27 protein-coding genes are annotated in these 25,393 nt (G+C 68.5%); 17 read left to right on the plus strand and 10 right to left on the minus strand.

Annotation, left to right across the window (positions count from 1 at the left end; all coding sequences use genetic code 11):
• The first annotated feature begins 32 nt into the window (after positions 1-32).
• Positions 33-1,217 (plus strand): hypothetical protein, encoded by a 1,185-nt coding sequence (locus tag VFB33_05975; GenBank protein HZO81225.1) that lies wholly within the window; start codon positions 33-35, stop codon positions 1,215-1,217.
• A 5-nt stretch (positions 1,218-1,222) separates the two neighbouring features.
• Here the strand turns inward: VFB33_05975 and VFB33_05980 are convergent, their stop codons facing one another.
• The gene (locus tag VFB33_05980; protein HZO81226.1) at positions 1,223-2,095 is read right to left on the minus strand and encodes an alpha/beta hydrolase; all 873 of its coding nucleotides are present in this window, start codon (positions 2,093-2,095) and stop codon (positions 1,223-1,225) included.
• Between the two features lie 167 nt (positions 2,096-2,262).
• On the opposite strand from VFB33_05980, the gene VFB33_05985 reads away from it, so the two are divergent.
• The 5 genes from VFB33_05985 to VFB33_06005 all read left to right on the plus strand — a co-directional run bounded on the left by VFB33_05985 (position 2,263) and on the right by VFB33_06005 (position 7,204).
• On the plus strand, positions 2,263-3,243 hold the full coding sequence (locus VFB33_05985; protein ID HZO81227.1) for a quinone oxidoreductase: 981 nt from the start codon (positions 2,263-2,265) through the stop codon (positions 3,241-3,243).
• A gap of 44 nt (positions 3,244-3,287) precedes the next feature.
• Positions 3,288-4,697 (plus strand): OB-fold domain-containing protein, encoded by a 1,410-nt coding sequence (locus VFB33_05990; protein HZO81228.1) that lies wholly within the window; start codon positions 3,288-3,290, stop codon positions 4,695-4,697.
• A 20-nt stretch (positions 4,698-4,717) separates the two neighbouring features.
• Positions 4,718-5,902, plus strand: a complete 1,185-nt coding sequence (locus VFB33_05995) for an acetyl-CoA acetyltransferase (protein HZO81229.1) — start codon at positions 4,718-4,720, stop codon at positions 5,900-5,902.
• 327 nt (positions 5,903-6,229) lie between these two features.
• Entirely contained in the window at positions 6,230-6,685 is a 456-nt protein-coding gene (locus VFB33_06000; protein HZO81230.1) for a hypothetical protein, read from the plus strand.
• A 168-nt stretch (positions 6,686-6,853) separates the two neighbouring features.
• Positions 6,854-7,204, plus strand: a complete 351-nt coding sequence (locus VFB33_06005; GenBank protein HZO81231.1) for an RNA-binding protein — start codon at positions 6,854-6,856, stop codon at positions 7,202-7,204.
• A gap of 110 nt (positions 7,205-7,314) precedes the next feature.
• Here VFB33_06005 and VFB33_06010 read toward each other — a convergent pair whose 3' ends face one another.
• Both VFB33_06010 and VFB33_06015 read right to left on the minus strand, forming a co-directional pair.
• Positions 7,315-7,788 (minus strand): response regulator, encoded by a 474-nt coding sequence (locus VFB33_06010; protein ID HZO81232.1) that lies wholly within the window; start codon positions 7,786-7,788, stop codon positions 7,315-7,317.
• 232 nt (positions 7,789-8,020) lie between these two features.
• Positions 8,021-8,653: an alpha/beta fold hydrolase gene (locus VFB33_06015; protein ID HZO81233.1), complete on the minus strand. Its 633-nt coding sequence runs from the start codon at positions 8,651-8,653 to the stop codon at positions 8,021-8,023.
• A 71-nt stretch (positions 8,654-8,724) separates the two neighbouring features.
• Between VFB33_06015 and VFB33_06020 the strand changes: the two genes are divergently transcribed.
• The 4 genes from VFB33_06020 to VFB33_06035 all read left to right on the plus strand — a co-directional run bounded on the left by VFB33_06020 (position 8,725) and on the right by VFB33_06035 (position 11,338).
• A complete protein-coding gene (locus VFB33_06020) occupies positions 8,725-9,180 on the plus strand; it encodes a Mut7-C RNAse domain-containing protein (protein HZO81234.1) in 456 nt (151 codons plus the stop codon).
• Between the two features lie 65 nt (positions 9,181-9,245).
• A complete protein-coding gene (locus tag VFB33_06025) occupies positions 9,246-10,025 on the plus strand; it encodes an enoyl-CoA hydratase/isomerase family protein (protein ID HZO81235.1) in 780 nt (259 codons plus the stop codon).
• Positions 10,026-10,155: 130 nt separating this feature from the next.
• Positions 10,156-10,926: an enoyl-CoA hydratase/isomerase family protein gene (locus VFB33_06030; protein ID HZO81236.1), complete on the plus strand. Its 771-nt coding sequence runs from the start codon at positions 10,156-10,158 to the stop codon at positions 10,924-10,926.
• A gap of 100 nt (positions 10,927-11,026) precedes the next feature.
• Complete coding sequence (locus VFB33_06035; protein HZO81237.1) at positions 11,027-11,338, plus strand: hypothetical protein; 312 nt, start codon at positions 11,027-11,029, stop codon at positions 11,336-11,338.
• 1 nt (position 11,339) lies between these two features.
• Here VFB33_06035 and VFB33_06040 read toward each other — a convergent pair whose 3' ends face one another.
• On the minus strand, positions 11,340-12,395 hold the full coding sequence (locus tag VFB33_06040; protein ID HZO81238.1) for a DUF4921 family protein: 1,056 nt from the start codon (positions 12,393-12,395) through the stop codon (positions 11,340-11,342).
• A 233-nt stretch (positions 12,396-12,628) separates the two neighbouring features.
• Between VFB33_06040 and VFB33_06045 the strand changes: the two genes are divergently transcribed.
• The 3 genes from VFB33_06045 (at position 12,629) to VFB33_06055 (ending at position 16,778) form a co-directional block, all read left to right on the plus strand.
• Positions 12,629-13,780: an alanine--glyoxylate aminotransferase family protein gene (locus VFB33_06045; GenBank protein HZO81239.1), complete on the plus strand. Its 1,152-nt coding sequence runs from the start codon at positions 12,629-12,631 to the stop codon at positions 13,778-13,780.
• Between the two features lie 9 nt (positions 13,781-13,789).
• Complete coding sequence (serA, locus tag VFB33_06050) at positions 13,790-15,385, plus strand: phosphoglycerate dehydrogenase (protein ID HZO81240.1); 1,596 nt, start codon at positions 13,790-13,792, stop codon at positions 15,383-15,385.
• A 97-nt stretch (positions 15,386-15,482) separates the two neighbouring features.
• Positions 15,483-16,778, plus strand: a complete 1,296-nt coding sequence (locus VFB33_06055; protein ID HZO81241.1) for an adenylosuccinate synthase — start codon at positions 15,483-15,485, stop codon at positions 16,776-16,778.
• Positions 16,779-16,821: 43 nt separating this feature from the next.
• Here VFB33_06055 and VFB33_06060 read toward each other — a convergent pair whose 3' ends face one another.
• On the minus strand, positions 16,822-18,012 hold the full coding sequence (locus VFB33_06060) for a serine hydrolase domain-containing protein (GenBank protein HZO81242.1): 1,191 nt from the start codon (positions 18,010-18,012) through the stop codon (positions 16,822-16,824).
• An 80-nt stretch (positions 18,013-18,092) separates the two neighbouring features.
• Positions 18,093-18,599: a helix-turn-helix domain-containing protein gene (locus tag VFB33_06065; protein ID HZO81243.1), complete on the minus strand. Its 507-nt coding sequence runs from the start codon at positions 18,597-18,599 to the stop codon at positions 18,093-18,095.
• A gap of 109 nt (positions 18,600-18,708) precedes the next feature.
• On the opposite strand from VFB33_06065, the gene VFB33_06070 reads away from it, so the two are divergent.
• The gene (locus VFB33_06070) at positions 18,709-19,314 is read left to right on the plus strand and encodes a 2-hydroxychromene-2-carboxylate isomerase (GenBank protein ID HZO81244.1); all 606 of its coding nucleotides are present in this window, start codon (positions 18,709-18,711) and stop codon (positions 19,312-19,314) included.
• 18 nt (positions 19,315-19,332) lie between these two features.
• Positions 19,333-20,052: an SDR family NAD(P)-dependent oxidoreductase gene (locus tag VFB33_06075; protein ID HZO81245.1), complete on the plus strand. Its 720-nt coding sequence runs from the start codon at positions 19,333-19,335 to the stop codon at positions 20,050-20,052.
• A 56-nt stretch (positions 20,053-20,108) separates the two neighbouring features.
• Here the strand turns inward: VFB33_06075 and VFB33_06080 are convergent, their stop codons facing one another.
• Positions 20,109-21,032 carry a polysaccharide deacetylase family protein gene (locus VFB33_06080; protein HZO81246.1) on the minus strand — a complete coding sequence of 308 codons (924 nt, stop codon included), beginning with the start codon at positions 21,030-21,032 and terminating at the stop codon, positions 20,109-20,111.
• A complete protein-coding gene (gene murF / locus VFB33_06085) occupies positions 21,033-22,511 on the minus strand; it encodes a UDP-N-acetylmuramoyl-tripeptide--D-alanyl-D-alanine ligase (protein ID HZO81247.1) in 1,479 nt (492 codons plus the stop codon).
• 146 nt (positions 22,512-22,657) lie between these two features.
• Here murF and purE point away from each other — a divergent pair, with 146 nt between their 5' ends.
• Together purE and VFB33_06095 are read left to right on the plus strand one after the other, a co-directional pair.
• Positions 22,658-23,152, plus strand: coding sequence for a 5-(carboxyamino)imidazole ribonucleotide mutase (purE, locus tag VFB33_06090; protein ID HZO81248.1), 495 nt, complete (start codon positions 22,658-22,660; stop codon positions 23,150-23,152).
• Positions 23,153-23,280: 128 nt separating this feature from the next.
• Positions 23,281-23,973, plus strand: a complete 693-nt coding sequence (locus VFB33_06095) for a hypothetical protein (protein HZO81249.1) — start codon at positions 23,281-23,283, stop codon at positions 23,971-23,973.
• A 64-nt stretch (positions 23,974-24,037) separates the two neighbouring features.
• On the opposite strand, the gene VFB33_06100 is transcribed toward VFB33_06095, so the two are convergent.
• Both VFB33_06100 and VFB33_06105 read right to left on the minus strand, forming a co-directional pair.
• Positions 24,038-24,493, minus strand: a complete 456-nt coding sequence (locus VFB33_06100) for an Hsp20/alpha crystallin family protein (GenBank protein HZO81250.1) — start codon at positions 24,491-24,493, stop codon at positions 24,038-24,040.
• 100 nt (positions 24,494-24,593) lie between these two features.
• On the minus strand, positions 24,594-25,349 hold the full coding sequence (locus tag VFB33_06105) for a helix-turn-helix domain-containing protein (GenBank protein HZO81251.1): 756 nt from the start codon (positions 25,347-25,349) through the stop codon (positions 24,594-24,596).
• Between the last annotated feature and the right edge of the window lie 44 nt (positions 25,350-25,393).

A 25,393-nucleotide genomic window follows, 5' to 3' on the forward strand; every position in this document is an offset into this window, starting at 1 on the left:
GCGCTACTCGCCCGGGCCGCACGCACGCTACGATGAGCGCCGCCGGCGAGCAGCGCCCCCTCCGCTCGGCTCCCCGGCGCGCGCCGCGCACCGCGGCTGAGCACTCCGAGGCGCGTCCGCTGCGCCTCGGCCCGAATGTCTATGTCGTCCATACCCAGCCCGGATTCGAGGGCGTCGCCGCCGAGGAGATAGCCGCGCGCTACGCCCAGGCCGACGTCGGCGCGATACGCGAGCTGGGACGGCGAATGGTGCCGGAGCGCGCCGCGATGGCGCTCTTCAGCGCGCCGCGCCCCGAACCGCTTGTCCGCGCGCGCACCGTCGAGGACGTCTTCGCGCTGGCCGGCTACCGCGCGGGGCTTCCGGCCTCGTCCGCCGCGCTCGACAAGGTGCGCGCCGCGGCCCGCGAGGCGCCCTACGTCGAAGCGGCGCTCGGCGCGCGCGTGCGGCTTACCCCGGGCAGCCGTGCGGGGCGCCGGCTGGGCTTTCGCGTGATCGCGCGCCTTGTCGGCGGGCACGAATTTCGTCGGCTCGACTTTCAGCGCGCGGTCGAGCGCGGGATCGCCGAGCGCGCAGACCATTCATGGCGGCTTGCCGGCGACGACGCCGACGTCGAGTTCTGGGCGACGATGCTCGGCGGCGAGCTGTTCCTCGCGCTGCGGCTGGTGGACGAGCGGATGCGCCATCGCGAGTACAAAATCGCCCATCGCTCAGGCTCGCTGCGCCCGGCGGTCGCGGCGGCGCTTGGATGGCTGAGCGGTCCGGGTGCCGAAGACGTGGTGGTCGATCCGATGTGCGGCGCGGGGACGATCCTGATCGAACGCGCCCATCTTGCGCGCTACGCGATGCTGGCCGGATACGACCGCGATGCCGAGGCGCTCGCCGCCGCGGCGGCGAATATCGGTCCGCGCTACAAGCCGATCGGGCTCGCACGCGCGGACGCCGCGCGTATTCCGATGCGCGCCGGAGCGGCGACCCATCTTGTGACCAACCTGCCCTGGGGCACGAAGTACGGATCCCATCCGGAGAACCGCCGGCTCTATCCGCGCCTGTTCGAGGAGTTCGCGCGCGTGGTCAGGCCGGGCGGGCGGCTGGTGCTGATTACGGCGGAGCGCGCGCTGATGCACGACGCGGCGGCGCGCGGCTGGCTCCGCGTCGAATCGATCCGGCGGGTGACGATTCTCGGCGCTCCTGCCGCGGTTTACGTCTGCCGCAACTGAGCGCGCTACAATATCTTTTCCGTGGTCGAGCGCGGGTCGCGCGTGGTCCAGCGCCCCGCCTCCACCTGATGAAAGAACTCGTCGAGCATCTGATTGAACAGCGCGGGTTCCTCCAGGTTGAGCGCGTGTCCGGTCCTGGGCAGCATCACCAGTCCCGCGCTTGCGATCGTGCGTTTCATCAGGAGCGCCGCCTCCAGGCACGGGTCGTCCTCGTCGCCGGTCATCACCAGCGTCGGCAGCGCGATTTTCTTCATCTGATCGACGAGGTCGTAGAGCGATGGACGCTCTTTCTGCACGCCGCGCAGCGTGTTGGCGGAGCCGCGGGCCGAATGCTCGGCGAGCTGCGCCGCGAACTCCTCCCATCCGCGGCGGTCCTTGTTCTGCAGCTGGACGCGCGTGGGGCCGAGCGCGTAGCGCTTTGCTGATTCGGCGATGGGCATATGGTCGAACATCTGCGCCGCCTTCTCCGCTTCCTCTTTGAACTGCGCGCGCCGGTTGGGGTCGGCGCCGTAGCCACATCCGCCGATAACCAGCGAGCGCGCGCGTTCGGGATAGCGCATCCCGAAGTGCAGCGTCGCAAATCCGCCCATCGAGATGCCGACGATATGCGCCTTGTCGATCCCGAGCCCGTCGAGCACGGCGCGGATATCGTCGCGGGCGCGCGCCTGGGAGTACTTCGAGACGTCCTCGGGAACGTCGGAGGGCGGGTAGCCGCGCGCGTTGTAGGCGACGCATCGGTAGCGTCGGCAGAAGTAGCGGACTTGCGGCTCGTAACTGCGATGGTCGCCGGCAAACTCGTGGACGAAGACGACCGGCATCCCCTCGCCGGCCTCCTCGTAGTAGAGCTTCACGCCGTCGTCGGTGGTGATGTGCGGCATTGGCGTTCTCCCGGGTCGCTCGCCGATGCAAAGCTCTCATATCGTAGCGGCTCGTGCGGCGGCAAGCGCGTCGGCGTGGCAAAAGCGCGCGCATCGCGCAATACTCGCGACGATCCCTGATGCGGGGCGCCCGATTGCCGCCGCGCCCATCGTAAGACGGAGCTCTTATGCAAGTTAAAGCGATTATGGTCCATCAGACCGGCGGGCCCGAAGTGCTCAAGCTCGAACAGCGCGAGGTTGGCGAGCCGGGGCCCGGCGAGGCGCGCGTACGCCATCGCGCGATCGGGCTTAACTTCGTCGACATCTACTTCCGCACAGGTGTCTACCCCGCGGGTACGATGCCGTACACGCCCGGCAACGAGGGCGCCGGCGTGGTCGAGGCGGTCGGCCCCGGTGTGAGCGAGGTCAAGGTGGGCGACCGCGTTGCGTACTGTGGCGGGCCGATGGGCTCGTATGCCGAGGCGCGCGTGATGCCGGCGCGCTTTTTGGTGAAGCTGCCCGATCGCATCGACGACGAAACCGCGGCGGCGGCGATGCTCAAAGGCCTGACCGCGCATTTTCTCATCCATTCCACCTATCCGCTCAAGCCCGGCGAGACGATCCTGGTGCACGCGGCGGCGGGCGGCGTCGGCCTCATCCTGTGCCAGTGGGCGAAGCATCTTGGCGCCACCGTGATTGGTACCATCGGCAGCGACGAGAAGGCGCGCCTGGCGGCGCAAAACGGATGCGCCCACACGATCAATTACTCGCGCGAGGACTTCGTCTCGCGGGTCAAGGAAATCACTGCCGGCAAGGGTGTGCCGGTCGTTTATGATTCGGTCGGGCAGGCGACCTTCATGAAGTCGCTCGATTGTCTGCGCCCGCGCGGCCTGATGGTGAGCTACGGGCAAGCCTCGGGCGTGGTGCCGCCGTTCAGCGTCAATATCCTGAGCGCCAAGGGCTCGCTCTATCTGACCCGGCCGACGCTGCAGACCTACGCGGCCCGGCGCGAGGAGCTCGAAGCGATGGCGCGCGACCTGTTCGACGTGCTCGCCCGCGGGATCGTACGCTGCGAGGTGAAGCAGCGCTTCAAGCTGGCCGACGCCGCCGCCGCCCACCGCGCGCTCGGCGACCGCCAGACGACGGGATCGAGTGTCCTGCTGCCGTAGTTGGCGCGCTTGACCGCGCGGGACGGAAGCCATTTAATCGCGCCATGGTCGGTATCGTCTCCTACGGCTCGTATATTCCCTACCGGCGGCTCAAACGCGCGGCGATCGCCGAGGTGCTCGGCGTCCCCGCCTCGAAGGGCGAGCGCGCGGTCGCAAGCTTCGACGAGGACGCGGTGTCGATGGCGGTCGAGGCGACGCGCGACGCGCTGCGCGGCGCGCCGGTCGCGCCGGCGCGCACGCTGCTCTTCGCGACCTCGACCCCGCCGTACGGCGAGAAGCTCAACGCTGCGATCGTCGCCGCCGCCTCGCAGTTGCCGCGCGAAAGCCGCGCCGCCGACCTCACCGGCTCGGTGCGCGCGGGGCTCTCGGCGCTGCTCCAGGCCGCCGACGCCGCCGTGGGCGGAAGCCCGGCGGTCGCCGCGATGGCCGATTGCCGGCTCGGTGCGCCCGAGGGACGACTCGAGCAGGCCGGCGGCGACGGCGCGGCCGCCTTCGTGCTCGGGACGGGCGAGGCCGTGATCGCTGAGATCGTCGCCAGCGCCTCGCTGACGCGCGAGTTCCTCGACACCTGGCGCACGCCCGACGAGCGCTTCGCCCACTCGTGGGAGGAGCGCTTTGCGCTGACCCAGGCCTACGTGCCGCTGCTCGGCCAGGCGATCCAGGCCGTGCTGCAAAAGGCCGGCGTAGCGCCGACGGCGCTGGCGCGCGTGATCCTTGACTCGCCCAACCCGCGCGCCTCCGAGGAAGTCGCGCGCGCGATGAAGCTCGAGCCGGCCAAGTTGGCCGACACCCTCGCCCTGACCGTCGGCCAGACCGGCGCCGCGCATGCGGGGCTGATGCTCACCGCGGTGCTGCCGACGCTCAAGCCGGGCGAAATGACCCTGGTGGCGGGCGTCGCCGACGGCGCCGATGCGCTGATTCTGCGAGCGACGCCGGCGGTGGCGAAGTTCCGCCCCGCGCATTCGGTCGGCCGCATGATCGAGTCCAAGGGCGACGTCTCCTACGCCAATTACCTCAAGTGGCGCGAGATCCTGCCGACCGAGCCGCCGCGCCGGCCCGACCCCGAACGTCCGGCGGGTCCGCCGATGTTGCGCAGCGAGAAGTGGAAGTTCGGCCTGGTGGGCTCGCGATGCACCGCATGCGGGACGCCGCAGCTTCCGCCGCAGCGCGTATGCGTCAAGTGCCGCGCGCGCGACAAGATGGAGCCGTATCCGTTCGCCGATCGCACCGGCCGCGTCGCAACTTACGCGATCGACCGCCTTGCCTATTCGCTCAACCCACCGACGATCAACGTGGTCGTGGACTACGACGGCGGCGGGCGCTTCCTGTGCGAGATGACCGATTGCGAGCCCGACCGGGTGGCGATCGGGGATGAAGTCGAAATGACGTTCCGCCGCCTCTTTACTGCCGACGGCATTCACAACTATTTCTGGAAGGCGCGACCCAAGCGTTAGGGCGCCGGGAGGACCCGCTCATGGCAAGCAAAGGAATCAGGGACCGGGTGGCGATCGTCGGGATGGGCTGCACCAAGTTCGGCGAGCATTGGGACAAGAGCGCCGAGGACCTCCTGGTCGAGGCCGCCTACGAAGCCTATGAGTCGGCCGGCGTCGATCCTAACGACATCGACGCCTACTGGCTGGGCACGATGGGCTCCGGGGTGTCGGGGCTGACGCTGTCCGAGCCGCTGAAGATCCAGTACAAGCCGGTCACTCGGGTCGAGAACATGTGCGCCACCGGCTCCGAGGCGCTGCGCCAGGCTTGCTATGCGGTCGCCTCAGGCGCCTTCGACATGGTGATGGCGATCGGGGTCGAGAAGCTCAAGGATTCCGGCTTCTCAGGGCTGGTCGTGACCAACCCTCCCAACGACGGCACGCCAGCATGCATGACGCCGCCGGCGCTCTTCTCGCTCCTCGCGCCCGCCTATTTCAAGAAGTATGGGCTCGACCCCGAAAGGGGTAAGGACGTGCTGGCGCGCATCGCCTGGAAGAACCATCGCAACGGCGCCCGCAATCCCAAGGCGCAGTTCCAGAAGGAAGTGCCGATCGAGGCGATTAAGAATTCGCCCAAGATCGCCGACCCCCTCGGCATCATGGACTGCTCCGGCGTCTCCGACGGTTCGGCGGCCGCGGTCGTCGTCCGCGCCGAGGACGCGCACAAGTACTGCAAGAACCCGCTATATATCAAGGCGCTGTCGTTCGTCGCCGGCCCGGCCGAGGGGCCGCTCTCGCCGGAGTACGACTTTACCACCTTCCCTGAGGTCGTCGCCTCGGCGCGCGATGCATACGCGCAGGCCGGCGTCACCAATCCGCGCGAGCAGATCAGCCTCGCCGAGGTCCACGACTGTTTCACGCCAACCGAACTGGTTCTCTATGAGGACTTGGGTTTCAGTGCGCGCGGCACCGCGTGGCAGGACGTTATGGAGGGCTTCTTCGACCTCGAAGGGCGGCTGCCGGTCAATCCGGACGGCGGGCTGAAGTCCTTCGGTCATCCGATCGGCGCCTCGGGCCTGCGGATGATGTACGAGATGTGGCTGCAACTGCGTGGCGAGGCCGGCCCGCGTCAGATAAAGAACCCGCGTTTGGGGCTTACGCATAATCTTGGCGGCCAGCCCGGCCGATGCGTCAGCTTCGTGTCGGTGGTGGGCAACGCGGTTAGCTAACCGCGCCGAATCCGGATGCCCCAAAGGTAGCGCATCCACAAAACGTACAATGGGCAAAGGCTCCGCGCGTGATGGCGCGCGGGGTCTTTTTCTTTGCGCTCCCAGACATCCGGCTCAAGCCAGTAACATCCGGAGAACGCCATCGGTGCGTCTCAGGCTTGCAACGCTCGGGTGCAGTTCAGCTACGTTTGCACAACAGAGCTTATCAAAAAACCTAAAGATCTTTGAGGAATCGTTTGGCATATTAGATGCTCCATGGCGGGTTAGGAATAAAGATTGGTGCCCGTCGGGCCGCTTCCGCACCAATTCTCAAGGAGCCAGTACCCGATGCGTCGCGCTGCCAAGGTTGATGCATACAGAGATGCCGCCGCAGTTGAAAACTATGTGACGTCGGCGATCATCGGTGCGCGCGAGACGTATCAGGAGCCGAAGTGGGCGTTTTGGGCCGACAACTGGATAAACGGGCGCGACCGCAGCTATGAGTCCGCCGAGCTCGCCCGCCGATCGGCCTCGGAGGCTTGCGAACGGCTGATGAGCGGTGATTCGTTCATCGCCGAAGGCGTCGATCTCGAATTGATTTCTGACGAGCTGCCGGCCGAACGCGCCGCCCGGGCAGCAGGGCTCGCGCTGGTAGCCGCGCCGATGGGCCCGGATATCACCGGCAGCTGCCTGCGCTTCGAGGCCGCTGTAAAGCGCCACATGAGGCGGTTGCTGTCTTCTTTGGCGCGGATTCCAGCGCCCCTTAAATGGGCGGACATCGCGCGATTCCTGGGCGCCTTCTAAGGAGAAGCCAAGGCCGACCTCTAGCGAATCCCCAATTGACTATACGCGGATACCAACGTACTCTTATCCTAACCGGCTAGTCTCCCGCACTTAAAGCCCGCCCTTTCGGCCGGCTTCTCTGTTCGAGCGCTTCCCGGCGAATCTATTTTCTAGGAGGGCACGCACTAGATGCCCGCAAAGCTGTATGTAGGAAACCTGGCCTTTTCGGTCACCAACGAGGATCTGGAAGCGCTGTTTTCGCAGATCGGCAAAGTCGATAACGTCGCGGTGATTACCGACAAGTACTCGGGTCAGTCGCGAGGCTTCGGCTTCGTCCAGATGGCCGATTCGAACGAGGCGGCCCGCGCAATCGAGGAGCTCAACGGCTCCGAGCTCAAGGGACGCCCGATCAAGGTCAATGAGGCGCGCGAGCAGGGCCCGCGTCCGAGCGGCGGTGGTGGTGGCGGCGGCGGTCGTGATCGCGGCCGCGGCGGTCGCGGCGGCGGCGGATTTGGCGGCGGCGGCAATCGCCGCTGGTAAATTTCCCATCCGGCACACGGCGGGCGGGCTGAAACGCCCGCCCGCATTGTTATGCGACGCACGCTGCTTTGGCGCGATGCGTTCGCCTTGTTAGCCCAGCGCTGTAATGATCAGCGCCCGGGCGTACCCAGCCAACGCTTGAGCAGAGCTTCGAGCGCTTCGATTTCCACCGGTTTGCTGATGTAATCGTCCATCCCGGCCTCCAGGCATTCGCGGCGCGCGCCGTGGCGCGCATGCGCGGTCATTGCGACCACCACACTCCTGTGTGCGGCAGCCGCTTCGCGTCGGCGAATCTCGGCGGTCGTCTGGTAGCCGTCCATTCCCGGCATCTGGCAGTCCATCAGGACCAGCGCGTAGCGCCGGCGCGCCATCGCGGCCAACGCCTCCTGCGCGTTTGCCACTACGTCGGCAGCGAATCCGAGCGCGCTGAGCTGAGCTTGCGCGAGCCGCCGATTGACCACGTTGTCTTCGACTACGAGGACGGTCTGTGCTTCAGTGCCTGTAGCTGCGGGCCGCAGGCCACCGTCAATGGCGTGCGGCTTGCCGCCCCCGCATTCGCTTTCGAACCGATCGTTCGCAGCCATCGCCATCCGTCAACCAGCCTTCACAGCACTCAACGTGCCAATGGCGCCAGCCCTTGGAATGCGCACAAGCGCGTCACCGACGAGCTTCCGCCTGACCCATCGCCGGTCAGCAGGTCGCTTTTGCAACTATATGAAAGCCCCGCCGGCTGCTGCCGATACGGAGAGCGAAGCATGCCGTCTCGCCCGTGATACGGGCTGGGCGGCAGCCGGGCGAGTTCCTGGCGGCGCCCGCTCAGACTTTCGCGAGCGCGTCCTTGAGCGCGACGGTGACCTCTTCTTCATGGCCACTGAAGAAATGGTCGGCTTCGGCGATTATCTTGAGCTGCGCCAGGGTGCCGAGCCGCTCAGCGAGCGCGCTCAGATGGTTGGCCGGGCAGTAGCTGTCGTGGTCGCCGGCGAGCAGCAAGATCGGCTTGCGGATCGAGGCGAGCACCGCCGGTTCGACCATCCCGATCGGCAGCGCTACCGCCACGATCGCGCCGATCTCGGGCTGGCTGCGCGCCGCGCGCACCGCAACCATCGCGCCGAAGGAGTAACCTGCGATAACCGCGCCGTCGCGGCGCACTCCGCCTTGCGCGGTGAGAAAGCGAATCGCCGCCGCGGCGTCGTCGGCCTCGCCGTGGCCGTTGTCGAACTCGCCTTCGCTCCGGCCGACGCCGCGGAAGTTGAAGCGCAGGGTGGCGCAACCGCGCGCGTGCAGTGCCTCGAACATCGCGTCCACCACGTTGTTGTACATCGAGCCGCCGTACAGCGGATGGGGATGGCAGACGACAGCGGCGCGATGCGGCCCCGGGCCGTCCGGCCGCGCGAGCATTCCCTCCAGCGTGAGCTCTCCCGACTTGAACGTGATTCGCTCTTCGTTCATCGCTGCTTCTCCCCTGCGCGCGCCGACGCGGCCGCAGCACGTATCACCCTGCTATACTATAGCGTGGCGCAATGGACGAACCGGTAAAGTTCGCGGCCGACCGGATGCTGGCGCGGCTGGCACGCTGGCTGAGATTGCTCGGCGCCGACGTTATGTTCGACCCCGCGCTGGGCAGCGACAAGCTGCTGCGCCGCGCGCGCGCCGAGGGACGCGTAACGCTGACCCGCGACAAGCGCCTGCGCACCGCGCCCGACGCGATCTATCTCGAGAGCAACCTTATCCGCGACCAGATCCGCGAGGTGATGGCGCGCCATCGCTTCGATCCGCGGCCGGCCGCGTTCACCCGCTGCTCGCGATGCAACGAGCTGCTGCGCGAGGTCGGCCGCGACACGGTGGTCCGCCGCGTGCCGCCATTCGTCTATGCGAGCCACGAGCGTTTTGCGCTGTGTCCGCGATGCGGCCGGATCTACTGGGGCGCGACCCATCCGGAACGCATCCGGCGCGAACTGGCCGCGATGGGTCTGTAGTTGAACCGCGCGCGCGGGCCGTGCGATTCTCGCCCCTTGTCAACCCCCGCCAAGGAGCGACCGCGATGGCCGATAGCGACGTGCTGAAATTCGACCGCCGGGCGAATCACGTGACCCTCACGATGAATCGCCCCGAGAAGCGCAACGCCCTCAACCGCGCGATGTTCGAACAGTTCAACCGCGCCTTCGACGCGATCGAGGCCGACACGGCTATTCGCGCGGTCGTCCTGCGCGGCGAGGGGCGCGCCTTTTCCTCCGGCATCGACCTGCGCGAGATCGACGAGGTCGAGGCGGCAGGCGCCGCGCCGACCGTTACCGCACATCAGATTTTCACCCGCCTCGAAGGCCTGCCGATCCCGACGATCGCCGCCGTCCAGGGCCCGACACTGACCGGCGGGCTGGTGCTCGCGCTGCTCTGCGATCTGCGCATCGCGGCCGAAGGCGCGGCGCTCGGGATGACGCCGGCGCGGATCGGCCGCGTGCCCGACTACTTCGTCTTCCGCAAGTTCATGGCGTTGGTCGGCCCGGCACATACGGCGGAGATTATGTACACGGCCGAGCCGATAGCCGCGCGGCGGGCGCTCGAAATCGGGCTCGTCGACCGTGTGGTGTCCGACGAGCGGCTTGGCGCGGAGGCCGACAGCCTGGCCGAGAAGATCGCCGCCAATGCGCCGCTTTCGCTGCGCGCGATGAAGGCCTCGATCCGCCGCTGCCTGAGCGACGCCTACAACGTCGAGCACAAGGATATCGACGAGATGCGCGCGGCGGTGTGGCGCAGCAAGGACGCCAAGGAGGGCGTGCGCGCGTTCCTGGAAAAGCGCAAGCCCCTCTGGAGCGGCGAGTGAACGGCGCCCGGACGTTTTTCGCCCGGGCCGCGCGCTGCGCCTTCGCCGGCCCTTGAAGGGCGGCGCGCGCTCGTGCGATGCTCGGGCCCCGAAATTCACGATGCTCCCACAGTTCTAAGGAGTTGCTTCCATGGCCGAAGAAGTCCTCAAGATCGAGCGCCAACCCAACTATCTGACCCTAACGCTCAACCGCCCGGAAAAGCGCAACTCGCTCAATGCCGCGCTGCTCGAAGCGATGGACAAGGCGCTCGCCGCCAGCGAGAACGACAAGGAAATCCGCGCCCTCATCGTGCGCGGCGCCGGCAAGAGCTTCTGCGCCGGACTCGACCTCGCCGAGGCCGATCGCCTCGAAGGCGGCCACAGCCCGGTCGGCATCGAGCGCGTCTTCCATCGCCTCGAGCAGTTCCCGGTTCCGACCATCGCGGCCGTGCAGGGCGCGGCGCTGGCGGGCGGATGCGAGCTCGCGCTGCATTGCGACCTGCGCGTGGCGGCGCAGGACGCGCGGATCGGGATGACGGTCGCGCGGGTCGGGCTGCTGGTGCCCTACGACTTCATCCGCAAGCTCATCGAAGTCATCGGTTCCGCCAATACCGCGCAGATCCTCTACACCGGCGAGCCCGTGACCGCCGAGCGCGCGCTCCAGATGGGAATGGTGCACGAGGTGGTGGCGGTCGACAAGCTCGACGCGGCGGCGGTCGCGTGGGCGGAGAAGGTCGCCGCCAACGCGCCGCTCTCGCTGCGCACGATGAAGAAGAGCTTGCGGCGCTCGATGAGCGCGGCGTTCGACGCCTGGCACGACGATATCCTGGAGATGGGCCGGATGGTGCGTGCGAGCAAGGACGCCAAGGAAGGCATCCGCGCCTTCCTCGAAAAGCGCAAGCCCGTCTGGCGCGCCGAATAGTGCTGCGCTGAAAAACGGCTCTCCGCCGACCCTGGCAGAGGCGCGCGCTCGTCGCGTTGTCGCGCCTGGCGCCGGCGCGTTAGGCTGAGGAATGGCCGCGATGCGCGCGTACCGGAAGAGCCACTGGATGCGCGGACGGGGGGCGATGCTTGCGCTCGCGCTACTGTCGGCGCTGGGCGTCGCCGGATGCCTGTACGTCTCGACTTCGACGCCCGCCTCCAGCTGCATCACGGATCCGCCGCGCAACGGCGTCCAGGTAACCTCGTGTCCCGACCCGTTCCTCGGATGGGCGCTGCCGCACGTGACCAGCGTGCCGGTGCCCACGCCCGAGGCGCAGCCGTCGCCGCTGAGCTACGCTCCGCCCGCCTCGCCACCGCCGTCGGCGAGTTCAGGCTCCGGGCTTCCCGAATAGGCTAGAACTCTTCGTGGCGTGCGAGCGCGCGGCGCAGCGCGGCGACGTTGTGGATCAGCACGCTCGGCAGATTGAGCGTCCCCGCTACGCTCGAATACGGATACAGCCGCGAGTTGATGTGCGCGTGCAGCGGCAGCCCTTCGCCCTGATGAATCTCGTAATCCAGCGGCAGCGGCCCGAGCACGCGCAGGATGCGGCAGATCGCGCGGGCGAAAACGTGCAGCCGCTCGGCCGCCAGCTCGACTATCGTGCCCCGATACTCCGGCATGATCACGTCGTAGCTGCGCGGAAAGGCGCCGATGGGGCTCGCGTAACTGACAACGCCGTCGCGCCGCTCGATCAGCAGCCCCAGTCGCTCGACCAGCTCGATAAGTTCGTTCCACATCCCGGGTATCCGTCGTTCGGCCTCCGCTTCGGCGACCAGCGCGGGCAGCGGCGCGGGCGCGCCGATGAGTTGTTGATGGAGATGCGGCTGGGAGGCGCCGGACTCGCGCCCCTGGTTCTTGCGCACGACGATCGAGCGCACCGCGCGGTTTTCCATCGCGCGCCGGATCACCGCGACGTCGGTCATCAGCAGACGGAAGAAATGCTCTTCGCCGAGTGCGCCCGTGCTCATCAGATCGCTCGCCGAGCGCGGATGCGGGCTCGCGAAATGGCGCGGGTCCTCGACCACGATGTACGACTCGTTGCGCCCACCGGTGAGCTCGGCCGGAATGCGCGGGAAGAGATTGTTGAACACTCGCATCACCCATCCCGCGGCCGTCGCGGCGCCGCCGTTCGCGCCGCCTGACCACCGGGGGAACTCCGCCGGCGTCACCCGCAGAATCTCGGGCGGCGCCATCGCCTCGTTGCCCGGGCAAAACGGGCAGGCCTGGGTCGCCCGCGCGATCTCCTCGGCGCTCAGCGCGGGCGCCGCGGGGTCGAGCTCGCTGCGGCCGCCGAGGGTGAAGGCGAAACTCTTGCCGCGCATATCGACGACATAGGAAATGACGCCGGTTATCGGATTTTTGATCCAGACCAGCGCGCCGTCACGAATTTCGTACTCGATTCTGTTCACCGGGCCTCGCTGTTGACGCCGCGCGCGCGGCTCGCCCGACAATTCTTAGCCTCTGCCCGCCCGCAGTTTCAACGCGCCGCCAAGGCGGTTGTTGACAGTGCCGTAGGCGTCCGTTATCGGTTTAAAAGACGCTTCGCGCGTTGGCTTGGGCGATCCTGGGGTCTGGCGCTCCGCCTTTGCGGCGGGCCCCAGGCTTTTTTTTGCCGCCGCCGCGCAAGCGCGCGCAGTTACACGTGCCGCCGGTGAAGAAATATCTGTTCACGCCCGGGCCCGCGCCGGTCCCGCCCGAGGTCCTGCTCGAGATGGCGCGCCCGATCATCCACCACCGCACGCCCGAATTCAGCGCCGTCCTTGCGCAGGCGCGCGAGCGGCTCAAGCCGCTGTTCGGTACGCGCCAGGAGGTTATCCTGCTGGCCGCGAGCGGCACCGGTGCGATGGAGGCGGCGGTGACCAATCTGCTCGAGCCCGGCGAGCAGGCGATCTTCGTCAATGGCGGCAAGTTCGGCGAGCGCTGGGGCAAGCTGCTCGCGGCGCACGGGATGGCGGGCTACGAAGTGCGCGTCGAATGGGGCCGCGCGGTGCGCCCGGAGCAGGTCGAGGAGGCGCTGCGCGCCAATCCCGCCGCGCGCGCCGTGCTGGTGCAGGCCAGTGAGACCTCGACCTGCGCGCTCCACCCGGTGCCCGAGATCGCACGACTGACCCGCGAGCGCGACGTGATGTTGATCGTCGACGGCATCACCTCGGTCGGCGTTTTCGAGCAGCGGATGGACGAGTGGGGGATCGACGCGCTGGTGACCGGCAGCCAGAAGGCGTTGATGCTGCCGCCGGGGCTCGCGATGGTTGCGCTGTCCGAGCGGGCGCTTGAGCGCGCGCAGCGTTCGCGCACGCCGCGCTTTTATTTCGACCTGGTTCGCGAGCTCAAGGCCCAGCGCGACGAGAACACGACCGCATGGACCGCCGCGGTCTCGCTGGTCTTCGGCCTCAACAAGGCGCTCGAGATGATCCATGCCGAGGGGCTGGCGCAGGTCTTCCGCCGCCATCGCGTGATGGCCGAGGCGGCGCGCGCGGCGGCGCCGGCGCTGGGACTGGGCCTGCTCGCGCCCGACAATCCCGCCCCCGGCGTGACCGGCATCCTGACGCCGCCCGGCCTCGACGGCGGCAAGGTGGTGCGCTACATGCGCGACGCGCTTGGCGTGTCGGTCCAGGGCGGACAGGATCAGATGAAGGGCAAGCTGGTGCGCATCGGACACATGGGATACCTGGCGCCGTTCGACATGCTGATCGCGGTCGCCGCTCTCGAGCAGGCGCTCAAGCAGGTCGGCTATCGCTTAGAGGCCGGCGCCGGAGTCGCTGCGGTCGCGCGCCGGATCGCCGAGGCGGCGTAAGCAAGCACCATGGCGGAAACCTTCCGGGTTCTGCTCAGCGACGCCCTCAATCCGCAGGGGGTCGAAGTCTTCAGCCGCTATCCCGAGCTCAAGGTCGATATCAAGACCGGGATCAAGCCGGCCGAACTGGCGGGGATCATTGCGCCGTACCATGCGCTAATCGTCCGCAGCTCGACGCGGGTGACGCGCGAGGTAATCGAGCACGCCGAGGCGCTGCGTGTGATCGGGCGCGCCGGCGTCGGCGTTGACAATATCGACCTCGAAGCGGCGACGCGGCGCGGAATCGTGGTGATGAACAGCCCGCTCGGCAACAGCGTCACCACCGCCGAACACGCGTTGTCGATGCTGATGGCGCTGGCGCGGCACATTCCGGCCGCCAACGCGGCGGTCAAGGCCGGGCGCTGGGAGCGCGGCAAGTTCACCGGCGTCGAGGTCTCCAACAAGACCCTGGGCGTGATCGGGCTCGGCAATATCGGGCGGATCGTCGCCGAGCGTGCGCAGGGGCTCAGGATGAAAGTGATCGGCTATGACCCGATCCTGACCGCCGAGGCGGCCGCGCGGATCGGGGTCGAACTGGTCGGCCTCGAACAGCTCTACCACCGCGCCGACTTCATCACCGTCCACGCGCCGCTCACCAACGACACCCGCGGGCTCGTCGGCGCCGCAGCGTTCGCCCTGATGAAGCCGGGCGTGCGGATCATCAACTGCGCCCGCGGCGGGATCGTTGACGAGCAAGCGCTGTGCGAGGCGCTGCGCGCGGGCAAGGTCGCCGGTGCCGCGCTCGACGTCTTCGTCGAGGAGCCGCCGCCCCGCGACCATCCGCTGCTCCGGTTCGACAACGTGATTGCGACGCCCCATCTGGGGGCCGCCACCGACGAGGCGCAGATCCGGGTCTCGATCGACATCGCGCAACAGATCGCCGAGTTCCTGCTCGAAGGCGTTATCCGCCATTCGGTCAACATGCCGGCGCTCTCGCCCAAAGAACTCGAAGCGCTCGGGCCGCATCTGCGCCTGGCCGAGCGGCTGGGCCGGCTCGCCGCGCAGCTCATCGACGAGGCGCCTTCGCAGATCACGGTGGGGCTGGGTGGAGAGGCCGCGGGGCTCAAGGCCGAGCCGATCACGGCGGCCGCGCTCAAGGGGCTGCTCAGCGGCTTTCTCGACCAGGAATTCAACTACGTCAGCGCCCCTTTCATCGCGCGCGAGCGCGGAATCAGCGTGACCGAGACCCGCTCCCGCGAGACCACCGACTACATCAACACGCTGGTACTGAGCGTGCGCACCGCCGCCGGCGTGCACGAGGTCGCCGGCGCCGTTATCGGCAACCGCGGGCTCAGGCTCATCCGTATCGACGGCTACCGCGTCGAGGCGGTGCCCGAGGGCTACTTCCTGATGCTGCACAACCGCGACGTGCCCGGCGTGGTCGGCGCGGTGGGCACGGTGCTGGGGCAGGCGGGGATCAATATCGCGGGACTCGAGCTCGGGCGTGACCGCGTCGGCGGCACCGCGCTCAGCCTGGTCGAAGTCGATCAGCCGGTGCCGCCCGAGGTGCTCGAGCGCCTCAAGACGTTGCCGGCGATAACCGCGGCGGCGCTGCTCAAGCTGTAGGAGGCCGATGGCGCCGGGCCGAGGGTCTGGCGCGCCTGGGGCGCGGCGCGCCGCGCCGGATCCATTTCAACGCCAAGCGAGGGATGGACGTTAGGGGATGAATACGGTGGCGGTGGTCGGCACCCAGTGGGGTGACGAGGGCAAGGGCAAGATTGTCGACCTGCTGGCGGCCGACGCTGACGTGGTGGTGCGTTTCCAGGGCGGCAACAACGCCGCACATACCCTGGTCGTCGACGGCGAAAAATTCATCCTCCGCCTGATCCCGGCCGGCGCGCTGCATCCGGGCAAGACCTGTGTGATCGGCAACGGCACCGTGGTTGATCCGTTGGCGCTCGCCGACGAGCTTGCGAGCCTGCGCAGCCGCGGCAAGTTCACCGACGACGCCCTGCTTAAGCTGAGCTGCGACGCGCATATGGTGATGCCGTACCATCGGGCGATCGACCGCGCCCGTGAGGCCCGCGCCGGGCGGCGTGCGATCGGCACTACCGGCTTCGGCATCGGCCCCGCCTACGAGGACAAGATGGCGCGCGCGGGTCTGCGCTTCGACGAGTTGCAGAACTTCGCGCGCTTTAAGGAGAAGCTCGCGCGCAACATCGCCGACAAGAACACCTACCTGCGCGCGGTGCTCAAGGCCAAGGCCCTGCGGGCCGACGAGATAATAGACGCGTTGCGCCGCGTGCGCCGCCGCCTGCTGCCCTATCTCTGCGACACCGGCGCTTACCTTGCCGAAGCGATCGCGGCCGGTAAGCGTGTGCTGTTCGAGGGCGCGCACGGCACCATGCTCGACATCGACCACGGTACATACCCGTTCGTCACTTCGTCGAACTGCATTGCGAGCGCGGTGTTTTCCGGCGCCGGCGTGGCGCCCGGCCGGCTCGACGCGGTGCTCGGGATCAGCAAGGCCTACACCACCCGCGTCGGCGCGGGTCCGTTTCCCTCCGAGATAACGGGACGACTCGCCGATCGCCTGCGCGCCGAGGGCGAGGAGTTCGGCAGCGCGACCGGCCGTCCGCGGCGGATCGGATGGTTCGACGCGGTGCTCGCGCGCCATGCGGTGCGGCTCAACGGTCTGTGGGGGCTGGCGCTGACCAAGCTCGACGTGCTCAGCGGCATCGATCCGCTGCGCATCTGCGTCGCCTACACACTCGGCGGCAAGCGTTACGACGAGATGCCGCCGGGGCGCGGCGCGCTCGCGCGCGCGCGTCCGGTGTACGAGGAGCTGGCGGGATGGAGCGGGAGCCTCAACGGCGCGCGCTCGCTCGACGAGTTGCCGGCCAACGCGCGCCACTACCTCGACCGGATTGCCCAACTCGCCGGGGTTCCGCTCGCGATGGTGGGCGTGGGCGCGGCCCGCGAGGCGACGATCGTGCTGCGCAATCCGTTTCTGTCGTAGCCCGGGGAGAGGGCGGCGTCGCGCCGCGCCTTTTCCCTAGCGCCTAGCCTGCGCAGACGGCGGCGAGGCTGGAGATTGCGACACCGCGCCGGCCCTGGCGGATCTCGTTGCGGTCGAAGCCGTTGGTGCAGTAGCCGAGGGAAATCCCCGTCGCCGGATCGCCCCATCCGATCTGCCCGCCCGCGCCGCCGTGGCCGAAGGTCGCCGCCGAGTTGGTCTTGCCGAAGCCGCGGAAGTTGGCCTTGCCGTCGTCGCCCGCGACCACCACCCCGAGCGCGCGGTTGACCTTGTGACCGAGAAATGGATCGATGAGCTCGCCCGAGCGCGGGCGCAGCGCCTCGGCCAGGACCTGCGGCTTCCAGAGCGGCTGTCCGTCGGCGCCGCGATTGCGCATCACGCCCTGGTAGAACAGCGCGAGTTCGGCCGCGGTCATGATTCCGCCGCCGCCCGGAACGCCCGACTGCCGCACCACCGGCGAGTTGAAGCCCTGAATCAGCTGTTCGGTGACCTCGGTCTCGGGCATCGGTGGAAAGCCCAGCTTGCGCAATTCTTGCGCGCTCAGCGGCTCGCCGACGTGAACGACGTCGGCCACGCGATGGTGCAGCTCGGGCCCGAGCCCTAGGTACATCCCGGGCAGGCCGAGCGGCAGCGCGATCCGCTCGCGCACGAAGTCGCGGAAGTCCTTGCCCGTGCGACGCTCGATGATCTCGGCGATCACCCAGAAGCCGGCCGTAGGATGGTAGAAGTAGCGGCTGCCGGGCTCGAACTCGAGCCGCCATTTGGCGAAGCGCTCGAGCCGCTTGCCGCGGTCCATCCATTCGCTCTGCGCATACGGCGCGTTGGGGAATCCCGCGGTATGGAGCAGGAGTTGCTCGACCGTGACCACCTCCTTGCCGTTGGTGCCGAACTCCGGAACGATCGCCGCGGCGCGCTCGCGCACGTCGAGCTTGCCCTCGCCGATAAGGATCCATGCCGCCGCCGACATGATCGCCTTGGTGCACGAGAACACGGTGTAGAGCGTCTCATCGGTGGCTTCGCGCTCGGCGCCGCCCTGCACTGCGCGCCCGAACGTGCGCATCGCGCCAACCCGCCCGTTGCGCGCGATCGCGATCTGGCACGACGGCAGCAGTCCCTGGTTGACCTCGCGCGCGGCGCGCTCGAACAGCGCCTCGACCTTCTGCGGGTCAAGGCCGACTTCGCGGGGGTTCGCGGCGATCAGTTGCGGTGCGGGCATCGATGGCTCTCCTGCTCGGCCCCGGATTATTGGATGACCAGATAGCATAATCGCGCGGCCGCGGTCAGGCGCGCGCAGACTCAGGACAGGTTGCGCGCCTTGAGGATTGCCGCCAGGCGTGCGCGCGTCGCGCGGGTTGCGCCCGGGCCGGCGACCAGCGCTACCTCGGACGGGGCAAGCTCGCGGCCGGCGCGGCTTGCGACCTTGACCTCTGCGATGTCCTCGCCCGAGGCGATTTCGATCGCGCGCACCGGCAGCTTGTCCATCCCGACCACCCACCGATCGGCCCACTGGCGCAGCGCAGTGATAACGGGAAAGAGCGCGCGGCCCTTGTCGGTCAGGCGGTATTCGTAGCGTCCCGCGCGGGGGTCCGGCGCCGGGACGCGGCGCAGGATGCCCTGGCGGGTGAGCTTGCGCAGGCGGGCGCTGAGAATGTTGCGCGCGATGCCGAGGTGGCGCTGGAAGTCGGCGAAGCGGCGGGTGCCCATGAAGGCCTCGCGCAGGATGAGCATCGACCACCATTCGCCGACGACTTCGAGCGCCCGTGCGACCGAGCAGTTCATGTGTGCGAAGGTCTTGCGCCGCATCGCGCAGCGAGCTTACGCGCAAAGGTTGCATTATGCAACTGCGGCTGTTAGGCTCGCTTCGCGTATGTCGGTTGCATGATGCAACTTTCACTCGCTGGGAGGAATCCGCATGGCGCCCACATTGGAGTTTTTCTTCGATTACGGAAGCCCGTTCAGCTACCTGGCCGATACCCAGCTCGACGGGCTGGCCGCGCGCACCGGCGCGGAGATCGCCTATCGTCCAATCCTGCTCGGCGGCGTGTTCAAGCAAACCGGCAACGCGTCGCCGATAACCATCGAGGCCAAGCGCAACTACATGACGGTCGAACTCGGGCGATGGGCGAAACGCTATGGCATCGCCCCGCTGCGCAACGCGCATTTTCCGATCAACACGATGCGCCTGATGCGCGGCGCGATCGCGGCCCAGCGCGCCGGTGTGTTTCCGACGTACCATCGCGCGGTGTTCGACGCCTTCTGGGCGCGCGGGCTCAATCTGGGCGACGACGCGGTGATGCGCGAAGTCCTGCAGCAGGCGGGGCTCGACGCGGTGCGCCTAAACGCGATGAGCGAGGAGCAGGCGGTCAAGGATGAGCTGCGGCGCAACACCGAGGAAGCGGTGCGGCGCGGCGCCTTCGGCGCGCCGACCTTTTTCGTCGGCGAGGACATCTTCTGGGGCAACGACCGGCTCGATTTCGTCGAGCAGGCGCTGGCCGCCGCCGCGGCGGCGCGCGCGTAGGGGAGGAGGGCAAACGCAATGACCGACACGAACAAATCGGTAGCAGTGGTGGTCGGTGTCGGGCCCGGGCTGGGCGCGGCCTTGGCGCGGCGGTTCGCGGCCGGCTACGCCGTCGCGCTGGTCGCACGCCACGCCGACAAGCTCGAGCAGCTTGCGGCGGAGTTGAGCGGCGCGGGCGCTCGCGCGCTGCCGGTGGCGGCCGACATGAGCAGGGCCGCAGACATCGAGGCCGCCTTCGCGCATATCCGTGCCGAGCTCGGCGATCCGGAAGTGCTGCTGTACAACGCGGCGATGCGGCCGTTCGGGCGTCTGATGGAGACCAAGCCGAGCACGTTCGAGAACACCTGGCGGGTCAACGCCTTGGGCGCGTTCTTGTGCGCGCAGGCGGTGGTGCCGGCCATGCTCGCGCGCGGACGGGGCGCGATCCTGTTCACCGGCGCGACCGCGGGCGTCAAGCCGTTTGCGACCTCGGCTGCTTTCGGGCCCGCGAAGTTCGCGCTGCGCGGGCTGGCGCAGGTGATGGCGCGCGACCTGGGGCCGCAGGGTGTGCACGTCGCCTACGTCAATATCGACGGTCCGATCGACATGCCCTTCATCCATCAACTGCGGCCGGAGCTGAAGCCTGAAGACATGCTGGCACCGGCGGCAATCGCGGAAACCTACTGGCACCTCGCCCATCAGGACCGCAGCGCATGGACCCAGGAGGTCGACGTGCGGCCCTTCAAGGAGAAATTCTGAGCACGCTCAGGTGAACAGGCGCAGGACGCGGGCTGAAGCCCGCGTTGCCCGTATTGTCAGGTCGGATGGAGCTCGGAGGTTGCGTCGGGGCCCTGCACGGAGATCCATCCGGCGCGGCCGGGGAGGGTCGCGCGCACGATTTCGCATATCGCAAGCTCGGCGCCGCGCAGGCGTGCCGCGGCCTGGTCAAGGCGGACGAACTTTGCGCCTCGCTCCTTGAGCGCCCGCACCAGGGCCGTGAAGCTGTCCAACTCGCTCATGCCTTCGGTTTCCGCATGCACCGTATGGACGTTGAGCCGGTCGGCACTGAACTGCGCAAGGTAAAACTCCAGCAGCGCTGAGGTGTTGGGCAGGTCGTCGCGTCCCATCACTTCGTCCAGCGTCGGCAGCGTGGTGGGGATCTCGGGCGTCGCGAGCACCCGGCCGTCGATACGGCATCGAAACGGCGCGCGCCCGCGCGTGTCGCTGCGATAGGCGAGCCCCATCGTGTCGAGGATCCTGAGCGCGCTCGCATTGGTGCGCCATCCGGGGGCCGCGAAGCTCGCCGGTTGCGCGCGGAAGATCGCGCGGTAGGCCTCGAACGCCTGTTCCAGCTCGGCGCGGATTTCGGCATCGCTGAGCTGGTCGAGGCGATCCTGCCATCGCACGTGATCCCATCCGTGCACGCCAACCTCGAAGCCCGCGCTCTTGAGTCCGCGCACGACCGCGGGCAGCGCGAGCGCTATCGGGCGCGCCGGCAGCAGCGTGCCGGAGAGCACCGTGCGCAGCCCGTACATCCTGACCGCGCGGGTGCGGCGCATTTTGGCGAGAAAGCCCGGGTTGCGCAGCACGCGAACGATCGCGCGGCCCGAGTTGTCGGGGCCCATCGCAATGAAGAAGCTCGCCGCAACGCCCTCCTGCGCGAGCATCCGCGCCATCCGCGGCACGCCCTGCGCGAGCCCCTGATGAGTGTCGACATCAATTTTGAGTGCGACTTCCAATTACGTGCGGCTTCCCAGTTTGTGTTCGAGCGCCTCGATTATCCGCTCCATCCGCAGGCCGCGCGAGCCTTTGACTAGCACGACGTCGCCCGCGCGCACCGCCGCGCAGACCAGCGCGGCGGCGGTGGCGCTGTCAGGTGCGGTGAGCACGCGCGCGTCGCGCTGGCCGCGCTCGGCCAACTCGAGCGCGGCGGTCGTCTCCGGTCCCACGGCAACGAACGCCGCGGGGTTCAGCCCGAGGGTCTCCCGCACGATCTCAGCGTGCATCGGGGCGCTCAACGCCCCCAGCTCCAGCATGTCGCCGAGCGCGACAATCAGGCGCGCGCGGCCCGCCTGTGCGCGCTCGGCCGCGGCCGCGAGCGCCGCGCGCACCGAGCGCGGGTTGGCGTTGTAGGTGTCGTCGATCACCAGCACGTCCCCGAGCATCCGCGGGTTGAGCCGGCCAGCCACGGGCGCGACGGCAGCGAGGGCGCGAGCGACAGCGGCGAGCTCGGCCACCTCCAGCGCCCGTGCGCGCAAGGCGGCGGCGGCGGCGAGCGCCGCCGCCGCATTGCGTGCGGCTGCCTCGCCGAGCAGCGCGAGGCTGAGCTCCAGGCGCGCCGGCGCGCCCGGTGCGCGCAGACGCGGGTGGAGTTCCAGGGTCGCGCGCGAGCCGGCGCCGGCCGCCGCCGGCTCGCGCGCGACCACCCGCACGTCACATCCCGCGCCCGTGCCGAAGCTGACGACCTCGGCGCCGCGCGGGAGGCGCGCCATCACCAGCCGCTCCTCGGCGCAGGCCACGACCGCGTGGCGCGCGGTCGCGAACAACGCCGCCTCCTCGTCGGCGATCTCCTCGAGGCTGCCCAGTCCTTCGCTGTGCTCGACGTCCACGTTGAGCACCAGCGCAACGTCGGGCTCGACCATGCGCGCCAGGCGCGAAATCTCGCCGCGCGTGTTGGTGCCGCATTCGAGCACGGCGGCGCGATGAGGCGTTCCGAGCAGGAAGATCGTCATCGGAACGCCGATCAGATTGTTGAGATTGCCCGGGGTGGCGAGCGTTTCGCCGAACAGCGCGCGCACTGCCGCGGCGCAGAGTTCCTTGGTTGTAGTCTTGCCAGCGGCCCCGCCGACGGCGAGGCTTGCCAGGGGGCGAGCGGCGCGCGTACGGTGCAAATGATGGCGTGCGAGGTCGCCGAGCGCGACGAGCGTGTCGTCAACTTCGACCGCGGCCAGCCCGGCTGCTTCGGCTGGACTCCGGCCGCGCGCGACCAGCACGGCGGCGGCGCCGCGGCGGGCAGCTTCCACCAGATGCGTGTGGCCGTCGCGTCCCTGGGCGCCTCTGAGCGCCACGAACAGCGCGCCCGTGTTAAGCGTGCGCGTGTCGATCGAGACTCCGCGCACGCGGGTATCCGGAGCGCCAAAGATGATCTGCCCGCCAGTGGCCGCCGCGATTTCGTCAAGCCGGAAGGCGCAGTCGTTGGCTGGTATCGGCGTCGCCATTTCCCCACCGCGCCGCGCCGCATCCCGATGGCGCAAGGCGCCGCGCACGCGCTCGATCAGTGATTACGTTTCCCGAAGCGGCTTGACAACCGCCCCCGCGCGGACAAGCCTGCTTGACTCGGGATCCTACCAGGGAGGTGAGTGCGATGGCCGCTGAGCGAGCGCCGTTGGTCGGCATCATCATGGGCAGCAAGAGCGACTGGGAGCACATGTCTGCCGCCGCCGAAGTTCTGACAGAATTTAAAGTTTCACATGAAGCTCGGGTGCTTTCCGCCCATCGCACGCTGGACATCACCCTGGAGTACGCCGCTTCCGCGCAGGAGCGCGGGGTGCAGGTGATAATCGCGGGCGCCGGCGGCGCGGCCCACCTGCCTGGCGTGATCGCGGCCAAAACCGTGCTGCCGGTGATAGGCGTGCCAATGCCGACCACTTCGTTAAGCGGGATGGACTCGCTGCTTTCGATCGTCCAGATGCCGCGCGGCGTGCCGGTGGCGACGATGGCGATCGGCAAGGCGGGCGCGGGCAACGCCGGGCTGTTCGCGGTGGCGATCATGGCGCTGAGCCGGCCCGAGTTGGCCGAGCAGCTCATCAAATATCGCGCCGCCCGTGCCACAGAGGTGCTTGAGCAGAAGCTACCTTGACGAGATGGCGCATGCGGGTATTGACGTCCTTCGGGAGAACGCGTTTTGCGATAGCCGCCGCAACGATTGCGCTCGCCGCGATTGCCGCAATCGCCGGCGCGCGCATCGCGCTTGCGGCGGATGAGTCGTTGATCAAGATCAAGGTCGCCGGCGAGCTGCCGCTGCCCGCGGGCATCCCGCTCAGCGTGATCGCGACCGATCCGGTCCTACAACAAGTCCTCAGTCAGGATCTCCAGGTGGCCGGGCGGCTGGCCAGCGGCGGCGCTCCATCGGTCACGACGATCACCGTCACCCTCAGCCTGCGCAGGCTGGTGCCCGGGATGTCGCTCAACGACGTTGCGCCCGGGGACCACGACGCGGTCGCAGTGCTCAAGGCAATGGGCGTCAAGCCCGTTCCGCTGCCCGAGGCGCCGCCGCCGCAACCGGGCAGCGACGATCAGACCGCGGCCGAGGGCAATCCGGGTCTCTCCAACGACATTAGCAGCTATCAGCAGCAGGGTTACGAGGCGGGGCCGGGCGTGGGGAGCGCGCCGATGGGGCCGGCGCTCAATCCGTGGCCGATGATGCCGTGGCCGGTGCCGCCGGCTACCGCACAGCAACGCTCGGCGCTGCCCGCCTATGTTCCGCCCAACTATCGGCCCGGCCGGGCGCTTGAGGAATCGGACACGGACGGCGCGAGCGACACGATCTTGATCGCGCGGGCAACCGCGGGGCAGGGCTCCAGCGGGCTCACGGTGATCGCGGTGGGGCATCCCGGCTACGACAAGCACCAGGCGCGCAAGCTTATCGCCGAGGAAATCGCGAACGCCGTGCTTCATTGATGCGGCGAAATGCCGCGATGCCTGACGCGGCGCCGGCGGCCGCACGGGCGCCGCGCGCTTTGCTCTACTTCCGCTCGATCTCGATCGGTACCTTGCGCGCGCTGACCTCCCTGGGCACCGGCGCGGTCAACTCGAGCACGCCGTTGCGGTAGGACGCCTTAATCTCGTCGGGGTTTACGCCTTCGGGCAGCTGGAGCGAGCGCTCGATGCTGCCGTAGCTGACCTCGCGATGGATGTAGTTGCGGGTCTTCTCCTCGCGCTGTTGCTCGCGCGTGGCGCGAATCGTCAGCGTGTCGCCGGCGACCGTGATCTCGACGTCCTTGGGATCGACGCCGGGCAGATCCGCGCGGATGACGAGCTCGCCGTTGTCGATGAAGGATTCGAGCGGCGGATAGTCGCCTGCCCGCGCGAACAACGGGCCGGCGCGGCCGCCCAGGAAGCGGTCGAACAGATCGTCGAAATCGCGCCGAAAGCGATCGAGCTCCTTCAGCGGAGACCATACCTGCGGTTGGTTGGCCATGGCGGTTCCTCCTTGACGGATTTACACCAAGAAGTTAACCACGCGCCGCGCGCCAGCAAGCGGCGCCCGCGCGCGAGCGCCGCGCAGATTGCGCCAGTTATCAGTCCGAGCTGTCGGCAGGTTGCGGCGCCGCGGCGCTTCGCGATGCTCGCGCAGCCCCGGACGGGGCGGGGGGCGCAACAGGCCGGGCAACCGCATTTGCGTTGGAGAACTTTGACGCTGCGTCCTGTGGCGGCGCAGGTGCGGCCGTCATCGGCATCGCGGGCGCGGGAGCCGCCGGCGCTTCGGGCGCAGAGGCGAGCGGCGCTGCCGGCGCCGTCACGGGCACTTGGGCCGCGGGCGCCATGGCCGGTGGAGGGAAGGCGGCACGATGGCGTTTGGCGGCGAGGTAATAGAGCACGACGATCGTAGCGAGCACGGCGGCCGCCGCCATCACGCGCGGCCAGGGGCTGCGCTTGTCGTCCGCTAGCATCAGTGGCTCGGACATTCGCACTGGCGGAGCGCCCTCTGCACGCTGGACCTCGCGCACGAAGCGCATAGCGATTTCTTCGCCATCGAGCCCAAGAAAGGAGGCGTAGCGGCGCAGGAATGGCAGTAGATAGAGCTGGTCGGAGATCAGTGCGTAGTCGCTGCTCTCCATCATCTGAACGTAGTGGGCGGGGATGCGGGTTTGAGCGACGATCTCGGAGCGCGACAGTCCGCGCTTCTCGCGTGCCGCGACGAGCGTCTTGCCGAGGCTGGGCTCGGCTTCGGCGCCGGCTTTGGACGGCTCGGGCTGCGGCGTGGCGCCGACACCATCGGTCTTGCTCTCGCCCCCGGAGCCCACGGCTTCTTCGCTTACCCGTCCGGCAGCCATCCGCCCATCCCCCGCGCTGGTGATGCAACGCCGCTAAGGCGGCT

The sequence above is a fragment of the Candidatus Binataceae bacterium genome, from assembly GCA_035650475.1.
Lineage (GTDB): Bacteria > Desulfobacterota > Binatia > Binatales > Binataceae > JAKAVN01.

Excerpts from the sequence above, each read along its gene's own strand:
- VFB33_05975 (HZO81225.1), top strand. The coding sequence starts at position 33 with ATGAGCGCCGCCGGCGAGCAGCGCCCCCTCCGCTCGGCTCCCCGGCGC.
- VFB33_05980 (HZO81226.1), bottom strand. The coding sequence starts at position 2,095 with ATGCCGCACATCACCACCGACGACGGCGTGAAGCTCTACTACGAGGAG.
- VFB33_05985 (HZO81227.1), top strand. The coding sequence starts at position 2,263 with ATGCAAGTTAAAGCGATTATGGTCCATCAGACCGGCGGGCCCGAAGTG.
- VFB33_05990 (HZO81228.1), top strand. The coding sequence starts at position 3,288 with ATGGTCGGTATCGTCTCCTACGGCTCGTATATTCCCTACCGGCGGCTC.
- VFB33_05995 (HZO81229.1), top strand. The coding sequence starts at position 4,718 with ATGGCAAGCAAAGGAATCAGGGACCGGGTGGCGATCGTCGGGATGGGC.
- VFB33_06000 (HZO81230.1), top strand. The coding sequence starts at position 6,230 with ATGCGTCGCGCTGCCAAGGTTGATGCATACAGAGATGCCGCCGCAGTT.
- VFB33_06005 (HZO81231.1), top strand. The coding sequence starts at position 6,854 with ATGCCCGCAAAGCTGTATGTAGGAAACCTGGCCTTTTCGGTCACCAAC.
- VFB33_06010 (HZO81232.1), bottom strand. The coding sequence starts at position 7,788 with ATGGCTGCGAACGATCGGTTCGAAAGCGAATGCGGGGGCGGCAAGCCG.
- VFB33_06015 (HZO81233.1), bottom strand. The coding sequence starts at position 8,653 with ATGAACGAAGAGCGAATCACGTTCAAGTCGGGAGAGCTCACGCTGGAG.
- VFB33_06020 (HZO81234.1), top strand. The coding sequence starts at position 8,725 with ATGGACGAACCGGTAAAGTTCGCGGCCGACCGGATGCTGGCGCGGCTG.
- VFB33_06025 (HZO81235.1), top strand. The coding sequence starts at position 9,246 with ATGGCCGATAGCGACGTGCTGAAATTCGACCGCCGGGCGAATCACGTG.
- VFB33_06030 (HZO81236.1), top strand. The coding sequence starts at position 10,156 with ATGGCCGAAGAAGTCCTCAAGATCGAGCGCCAACCCAACTATCTGACC.
- VFB33_06035 (HZO81237.1), top strand. The coding sequence starts at position 11,027 with ATGCGCGCGTACCGGAAGAGCCACTGGATGCGCGGACGGGGGGCGATG.
- serA (HZO81240.1), top strand. The coding sequence starts at position 13,790 with ATGGCGGAAACCTTCCGGGTTCTGCTCAGCGACGCCCTCAATCCGCAG.
- VFB33_06055 (HZO81241.1), top strand. The coding sequence starts at position 15,483 with ATGAATACGGTGGCGGTGGTCGGCACCCAGTGGGGTGACGAGGGCAAG.
- VFB33_06060 (HZO81242.1), bottom strand. The coding sequence starts at position 18,012 with ATGCCCGCACCGCAACTGATCGCCGCGAACCCCCGCGAAGTCGGCCTT.
- VFB33_06065 (HZO81243.1), bottom strand. The coding sequence starts at position 18,599 with ATGCGGCGCAAGACCTTCGCACACATGAACTGCTCGGTCGCACGGGCG.
- VFB33_06070 (HZO81244.1), top strand. The coding sequence starts at position 18,709 with ATGGCGCCCACATTGGAGTTTTTCTTCGATTACGGAAGCCCGTTCAGC.
- VFB33_06075 (HZO81245.1), top strand. The coding sequence starts at position 19,333 with ATGACCGACACGAACAAATCGGTAGCAGTGGTGGTCGGTGTCGGGCCC.
- murF (HZO81247.1), bottom strand. The coding sequence starts at position 22,511 with ATGGCGACGCCGATACCAGCCAACGACTGCGCCTTCCGGCTTGACGAA.
- purE (HZO81248.1), top strand. The coding sequence starts at position 22,658 with ATGGCCGCTGAGCGAGCGCCGTTGGTCGGCATCATCATGGGCAGCAAG.
- VFB33_06100 (HZO81250.1), bottom strand. The coding sequence starts at position 24,493 with ATGGCCAACCAACCGCAGGTATGGTCTCCGCTGAAGGAGCTCGATCGC.
- VFB33_06105 (HZO81251.1), bottom strand. The coding sequence starts at position 25,349 with ATGGCTGCCGGACGGGTAAGCGAAGAAGCCGTGGGCTCCGGGGGCGAG.